This is a genomic window from Bacillus sp. AF62 (assembly GCF_050312695.1).
Taxonomy (GTDB): Bacteria; Bacillota; Bacilli; order Bacillales; family Bacillaceae_G; genus Bacillus_A; species Bacillus_A cereus.
Map to the genome: position 1 here is coordinate 1 of NZ_JBNPJZ010000006.1, position 7,043 is coordinate 7,043.

A 7,043-nucleotide genomic window follows, 5' to 3' on the forward strand; every position below is an offset into this window, starting at 1 on the left:
CTTGAAAATAGCAGACAGAGTTGCTTATTGGCAGGTGTAGCGATTTTATTAAAAAGATTTTAAACAGGTTCTAAGAAGATTGTTTGGTTAGTGTATCTTTTTGCCTTTGCTCAACAAGGCGATCTAAAGAAATATATACAATACCTGCAACTACACATCCTACAGCTAAAATTGTAAATAGCAAGTGGCCAAGTAATCGATCTAATAAAAAGCCTCCCAAAAGTGGACCAAATGCGCTTCCTGTAATCCACTGCAAACTTGCAGCGCCCATATAAGTCCCTCTCAAATGCTCAGGGGCCAAGTTTGCTACAAATGTCATCTGTACAGGCGACATAATCATCTCACCTAACGTATATATAGCATAAACGAACAGTAGTGTTATTAAAATAACTGTAGCATTTGTATTAAACTCTCCAAACCACTTCGGTAACCACCCTATAAAAAATAATCCAATCCCGAACAAACATGCACCATATAACATCGTCTTCCCGACTGGTTTATCCGTAGCCCATTTTGAAATTTGAAATTGGAATAAAACAACTAATAGTCCGTTTAACGCCATTAAATATGGATATGGATTATTCGCTCCAAAAATACGCTTCATTTCGTTATCAAAATGTAGTGGCAACATGCCTTCTGTTTGAGAAAACCCCATCGAAATGATAATACCTGCTAATAAGTAAATCATTAATGCCTTATCTCGCATGACAATTTTCCAAACTGCCCCAGATTCCTTTTCTTTATGTTCTTCCTTATCTGTCCTCTTTGGCATCGTCTCTTGAATAAGAAGTAATACAAGTAACGCATAAAATAGCATTGTAGAAGAGGCAATAATAAACACAAGATTCTTTGACAACACAACTACTGATGCTCCCATTATCGGACCAATCGCAGCACCTATATTGTGTCCCATTCGTAATAAACCATATGCCTCTGTTCTTTTTTCTGGTGCCGTTACATCTGCGACCATAGCTGATGCAGCTGGATGAAATAAAGAATTACTCAATCCTAAAAAAATAGATAAAATTGCATATGGAATAAATCCTTCTATAAATAGAAAACCGAGCATTAATAATGCATTACTTGCCATAGAAAATATCATAATCGGCTTTCTTCCATATATGTCAGCAATTCTCCCTCCTATAAGTGAACCAAAGCTTGCAGCAATTGGAGAAAGCGCCATAATAACCCCAACTTCCAACAACGAATCTACCTTATCTTTTAAATATAATGCAAAAAAAGGCATTAACATCATCATTGCAATTCCATTTAACGTCTCTCCAATAAATCGAATCCATACGTTACGGTCCATCTCCCTTAACTCACGCCACGTATTTTTCATCATTTCACTCCTTTAGTTAGCCAACAATTATCTTATAATAAGTTCAGAAAAATGTAAATTTTAAAATAAAAAAATCCATTCTAACAGAATTAGAATGGATTTTTTTCGCTTATAAATTCGCAACATCTTCTTCTTTTTTACTATTATTTAAAGCACTATGTTTTCGGCTATATAAGAAGTAAACCGCTATACCAATAACCATCCATATCCCAAAACTAATCCATGCTGTCCCCGATAATTGAAGCATTAAGTATAAACAGAAAATCACTGTTAACGCTGGTAAAAATGGTACAAGCGGAGCCTTAAATGCCCTTGGTAAGTCTGGATGGGTTCTTCTCATTACAATTACCGCAACAGCTACGAGTGCAAATGCTGACAATGTCCCCATGTTTACAAGATGTGCTAAAACATTTAAATCTATTAATCCTGAAATCAGTGCCGCAATAATTCCCGTTGTCCATGTATTTAAAAATGGCGTTTTAAATTTCGGATGAACTTTAGCAAGACGCTTCGGTAATAAACCATCTCGGCTCATCGCATAAGAAACACGAACTTGCCCATACATCATAACTAGCATTACTGTTGTAATCCCTGTAATTGCTCCTACTGAAATTACCCCCGCTAAGCCATCTTGTCCAATAAATTGCAGTGCAAAAGCAACTGGATCTGATATATTTAGCTGGCCGTATGGAACAATTCCTGTCAAAATAAGCGAAACAACGATATAAAGAACTGTACAAATTAATAACGATGCAATAATACCAATTGGTAAATCACGTTGCGGACGTTTCACTTCTTCTGCCGCTGTTGAAACTGCATCAAATCCTATAAATGCAAAGAATACTGTGGCCGCTCCAGCCATTACACCATCTAAACCAAATGGCATGAAAGGCGTCCAGTTTTCAGGTTTCACATAATTAAAACCAGCAAAAATAAAAATAAGAACAACTGCTATTTTAATAAATACCATAACGTTATTTACTCGTGCACTTTCACGAACACCTCTAGATAAAAGAACTGTCATCACTAAAATAATTAGAACTGCAGGTAGATCAATTATCCCACCCTTTCCTGTACCAGGAGCCGAGGAGAGAATAGTCGGAATGTGGATTCCAAACCCCTTTAATAAAGATTGAAAATATGCAGACCAACCGTTTGCTACAGCAGATGTAGCAAGTAAATATTCAAGCATTAAGTCCCAGCCAATTAAAAATGCGAATACTTCCCCCATCGTCGCGTATGTATACGTATACACACTGCCCGAGACAGGAACTGAAGAAGCAAATTCAGCATAACAAAATGCAGCAAAGGCACAAGCTAGCGCGGCAATCGCAAATGATAATATAATAGCTGGCCCAGAATGTTTCGCTGCCACAACACCCGTTAGAACAAAAATACCAGTTCCAACAATTGCTCCGATTCCAAGCATAGTTAAATCTAGCGCGCCCAATGTTCTTGCTAACGTTTTTTGCTTACTTTCTTGCATTAACTTTGCAATTGGCTTCTTTTGAAAAATTTGCTTCATCTTTCACTCCTCCAAGTTTTAAATTTTCTGAAAATTTTTAATTCGCTTTTTTATTTTACTCATTACGCTTTTCCTAGTCAATACTTTTGTCGAAACAAGTAGAAATTCTTCTGAATATGCACTATCCTTATCATTCTTTCTATATATCTTTCGACAACTATTTTTGGTATTATTATACATGTCGATTCCACAAAAAAGGCATGCTCCCTTATTGAGAGCATGCCTTTTTTTACTTATTTCACAGTATATGAACCTTGTTCAATCCAGCTATACATATACTTTTCATCTTCTGTTTCATGTGCTTGTTTTACAATACGAAGCGGACGGAATGTGTCTATCATAACAGCTAATTCAAGTGTCTCTTTCTTCCCTATACTTGCCTCTGTTTTCCCCGGATGCGGCCCATGGGGAATTCCGCTCGGATGAAGTGTAATAGAACCTTCTTCCACACCTTTGCGACTCATAAAGTTTCCTTCTACATAGTAAAGAACTTCATCACTATTAACATTACTATGATAATATGGTGCCGGAATTGACTCTGGATGATAATCGTATAAACGTGGTACGAAAGAGCAAATAACAAAATTATGCCCTTCAAATGTTTGATGTACTGGCGGTGGCTGATGAATGCGCCCTGTAATTGGTTCAAAATCCTCTACATTAAATACCCACGGATATAAATAGCCATCCCATCCAACAACATCTAACGGGTGGTGTCCTAAAACATGTTTATGCATATAGCCTCTTGACTTTGTCATTACGACAAACTCGCCTTTTTCATCATAGGTCTCTAATTTTTCTGGACCACGAAGATCTCTTTCACAAAACGGACTATGCTCTAACAATTGTCCATATTCATTTCGATAACGACGCGGCGTTGTAATTTGGCTATTCGCCTCTACAACGAGAAACTTAGTCTCACCTTCATCTGGAATAACACGATAAATCGTTCCAATTGGGATCGTTACATAGTCGCCTTTTCTATAGTGTATCGTTCCAAACATCGTTTCAATTTTCCCTGTTCCATAATGAACAAATAACATTTCGTCGCCATCACCATTACGATAGAAATAATCCATTTTTTCTGTTGGGCTCACTACTCCAATTAACAAATCTTCATTTCCAAGTATGAAATTTCGTCCACTTATTGCATCACCACTTTTTTTATTTTCTTTCGTTCGGAAGTGGCGATGAGAAAGAGCAACATCCTCTTCATACTGCAACTGACAAGAATGCGATAATGCAGAATGACCTACTTCTGTTGGCATATAGTGATGATACAAAATAGACTGCGTACCAGAAAATCCTTTCGTTCCCATTACCTGTTCACGATAAAGCGATCCATCTTTTTTACGAAATTGTACATGTCGTTTATGAGGTAGTTCTCCCATGTGACGATAAAACATGCCCATCACCCGCTTCCTTTTCTTTTTTGATCGTATTACGTAGTGTACCTAAACCAGTAATCGACAGCTCTACAACATCTCCATCTTGTAGCCACTCTTCTGTACCAAGTTCTAAAATACAGCCTGTTCCTACTGTCCCAGAACCAATCACATCTCCTGGATATAACGTCACGTCCTCTGAAGCACGTTCAATCATTTCAGCAAATGTATAGTAAATATCTTGGAAGTTTCCCTTTGATAATAGTTTTCCATTTACATGAGCAGTCATTTCTAAATCATATCGATCACCATTACGATAAACATCTAATTCCTCTTTCGTAACAAGATGTGCTCCTAACGAAGTTGCAAAGTCCTTTCCTTTCGCAGGACCGAGACCTACTTTCATTTCTGTTGCTTGTAAGTCTCTCGCACTCCAGTCGTTCATAATACAATAACCAAAAATATATTCCTCTGCTTGCTCACGAGAAATATTTCGCCCTTCTTTTCCTATTACGCAAGCAATCTCCAACTCGTAATCAAGCTTTTTAGACTTTTTCGGACCAATTACAAAATCACCGGAACCAATTACAGCACGATGATTAGTAAAATAAAAAACCGGAATATCATACCATTCAGGCACAACATCTAGTCCTCTTCGTCCACGAGCTGTTTTTACATGTTGTTCAAATGCGTAAAAATCTCGAATACTACTCGGATTAGGAAGAGCAGCTGTCAATTGTACTTCTTCTAAAGCATATATACCCTTATTTGGATTCTTAATATTCCGCACTACTTCTACATACTCATCCGTTTTCTCTAAAAAAGCCATTATAGAAGAAGGGATTTTCCCTTCACTAGCAAGATTCATATCTATTACTTTGTCACCTTCAAGCCATCCAGCCCGTATTTCTTTTGAAGGAAGACGAAATGTAACAAATTTCATCCTGATTCCTCCTTATAAAAATGAAATTTCCACCAGCAAAGGGACTTTTGCTGGTGGATATAAATCTTATAAGTTTCCGCGACGCTCTTGTTCTCTTTCAATTGATTCGAATAACGCTTTAAAGTTTCCTTCACCAAATCCACGAGAACCTTTACGTTGAATGATTTCAATAAATAAAGTCGGGCGATCTACAATTGGTTTCGTAAAGATTTGTAGTAAGTAACCTTCATCATCACGATCTACTAAGATCTTTAATTCTTTTAATTTATCAATTTCTTCATCGATTTTTCCAACTCGTGCAGTTAACTCATCATAATAAGTATCAGGTGTATCTAAAAACTCCACCCCATTTGCACGAAGCGCTTCAACCGTTTTAACAATATCACTTGTTAATAAAGCAAGATGCTGTACACCAGCTCCATTATAGAATTCTAGATACTCTTGAATTTGTGACTTTCTCTTTCCGTCTGCTGGTTCGTTAATAGGAAACTTAATACGGCTTCCATTTGTCATAACTTTCGACATTAAAGCCGAATACTCTGTACTAATATCATCATCATCAAAATGAATCATTTGTTTAAAGCCCATGACATTCTCGTAATAACTAACCCACTCTTCCATTTTTTCAACATTACCAACTACATGATCGACAGCAATTAAGCCAGACTCTTCAAATGGAATATTAAACTCTACCTTTTGGAATCCTGGCATAAATGCCCCTTTATAATTTTTACGCTCTACAAGCGTATGAATTGTATCACCATACGTACCAATAACTGCTTTTTTCAATGTACCGTCCTCATCTATTAATTCCTCTGGTGGAGCAATTGCGACGGCACCACGTTTCACTGCTTCTGAGTATGCTTTATCAACATCATCAACAAGTAGTGCCACATCCTTCACGCCATCACCATGAGTCTTTACAAACTCTGCAATACGATTTTCACTACTTAAAGCTCCAGACACAACAAAACGCATATTTTTTTGCACAAGAACATAAGATACCTTTTCACGGTTTCCAGTTTCTAATCCAGAGTAAGCCACAATTTTGAATCCGAATGCTCTCGCAAGATAATAACTCGATTGCTTTGCATTCCCTACGTAAAATTCCAAATGATCTACATCACGTACTGGAAAAAAGTCCTCCATTTGTGCAGCTAGCGTATCCATAGATTTTTGTTTCATAATATCTTCATCCCCCTGTAAATAGATTAAATGGTCCATACTTAAAACCAACCGAAAACGCTTCCAACATAAATAAATAGAAATTAGTTAGCAAGCTAACAAATTCTGACCTTTAAAATTTTCTATCTTTTCTGTCAAATTCCTCTTTTTTTCTTACATATAAAATTCGACTTTTTTCTCTTTAAAATAAAGTGAAACTTTAATCAGCCCTCACCAATCAGGCTTTTACTCAGTGGATTTTTGATTATTCGTTGAATCAAGTTGCAACCGCAGCGTCTAATTAGCCATGGATGCTAAATAATGAGGTAACTTTAATACTTGAAGGTATATAAGAAGAAAATAAAAAAGACTCCAACATATTAACTGCTTACTAATACGTTAGAGTCTTTATTTTTTTTGAATGGTTGTATTTATATATATCATACTAATACACTTGCAAGGAATAGAATAAATGATGTTAATATTACCGCTCCACCTAAGGATCCTAATAAATCCGTTTTTGTTACTTGAAACACTTGTTCACTGTTCATATCCCTCATTCTCCTTCCATTTTTGTTTGATTTAAAACTTCTATTATACTAATACACTTGATAGAAATACGATTAATGCTGTTAATACTACTGCTCCACTTGCTGATCCTACGAAGTCACCTTTTGTTACTTG

7 protein-coding genes are annotated in these 7,043 nt (G+C 36.5%); all 7 read right to left on the reverse strand.

Going from position 1 to position 7,043, the window contains the following annotated elements; all coding sequences use genetic code 11:
- Window positions 1-70: 70 nt before the first annotated feature.
- On the reverse strand, window positions 71-1,342 hold the full coding sequence (locus tag ACQRBL_RS01140; protein ID WP_000799720.1) for an MDR family MFS transporter: 1,272 nt from the start codon (window positions 1,340-1,342) through the stop codon (window positions 71-73).
- Window positions 1,343-1,451: 109 nt separating this feature from the next.
- The gene (locus ACQRBL_RS01145) at window positions 1,452-2,867 is read right to left on the reverse strand and encodes an amino acid permease (protein ID WP_000809371.1); all 1,416 of its coding nucleotides are present in this window, start codon (window positions 2,865-2,867) and stop codon (window positions 1,452-1,454) included.
- A gap of 233 nt (window positions 2,868-3,100) precedes the next feature.
- On the reverse strand, window positions 3,101-4,273 hold the full coding sequence (locus ACQRBL_RS01150) for a homogentisate 1,2-dioxygenase (protein WP_014481934.1): 1,173 nt from the start codon (window positions 4,271-4,273) through the stop codon (window positions 3,101-3,103).
- A complete protein-coding gene (locus tag ACQRBL_RS01155; RefSeq protein WP_000673993.1) occupies window positions 4,239-5,195 on the reverse strand; it encodes a fumarylacetoacetate hydrolase family protein in 957 nt (318 codons plus the stop codon). The genes ACQRBL_RS01150 and ACQRBL_RS01155 overlap by 35 nt, the downstream gene beginning before the upstream one ends.
- 66 nt (window positions 5,196-5,261) lie before the next feature.
- The gene (hppD, locus tag ACQRBL_RS01160) at window positions 5,262-6,380 is read right to left on the reverse strand and encodes a 4-hydroxyphenylpyruvate dioxygenase (protein ID WP_411996752.1); all 1,119 of its coding nucleotides are present in this window, start codon (window positions 6,378-6,380) and stop codon (window positions 5,262-5,264) included.
- Between the two features lie 419 nt (window positions 6,381-6,799).
- Complete coding sequence (locus tag ACQRBL_RS01165; RefSeq protein WP_001083691.1) at window positions 6,800-6,910, reverse strand: DUF3948 family protein; 111 nt, start codon at window positions 6,908-6,910, stop codon at window positions 6,800-6,802.
- A 43-nt stretch (window positions 6,911-6,953) separates the two neighbouring features.
- A partial coding sequence (locus tag ACQRBL_RS01170) for a DUF3948 family protein (RefSeq protein ID WP_002163772.1) occupies window positions 6,954-7,043 on the reverse strand: 90 nt, incomplete at its 5' end.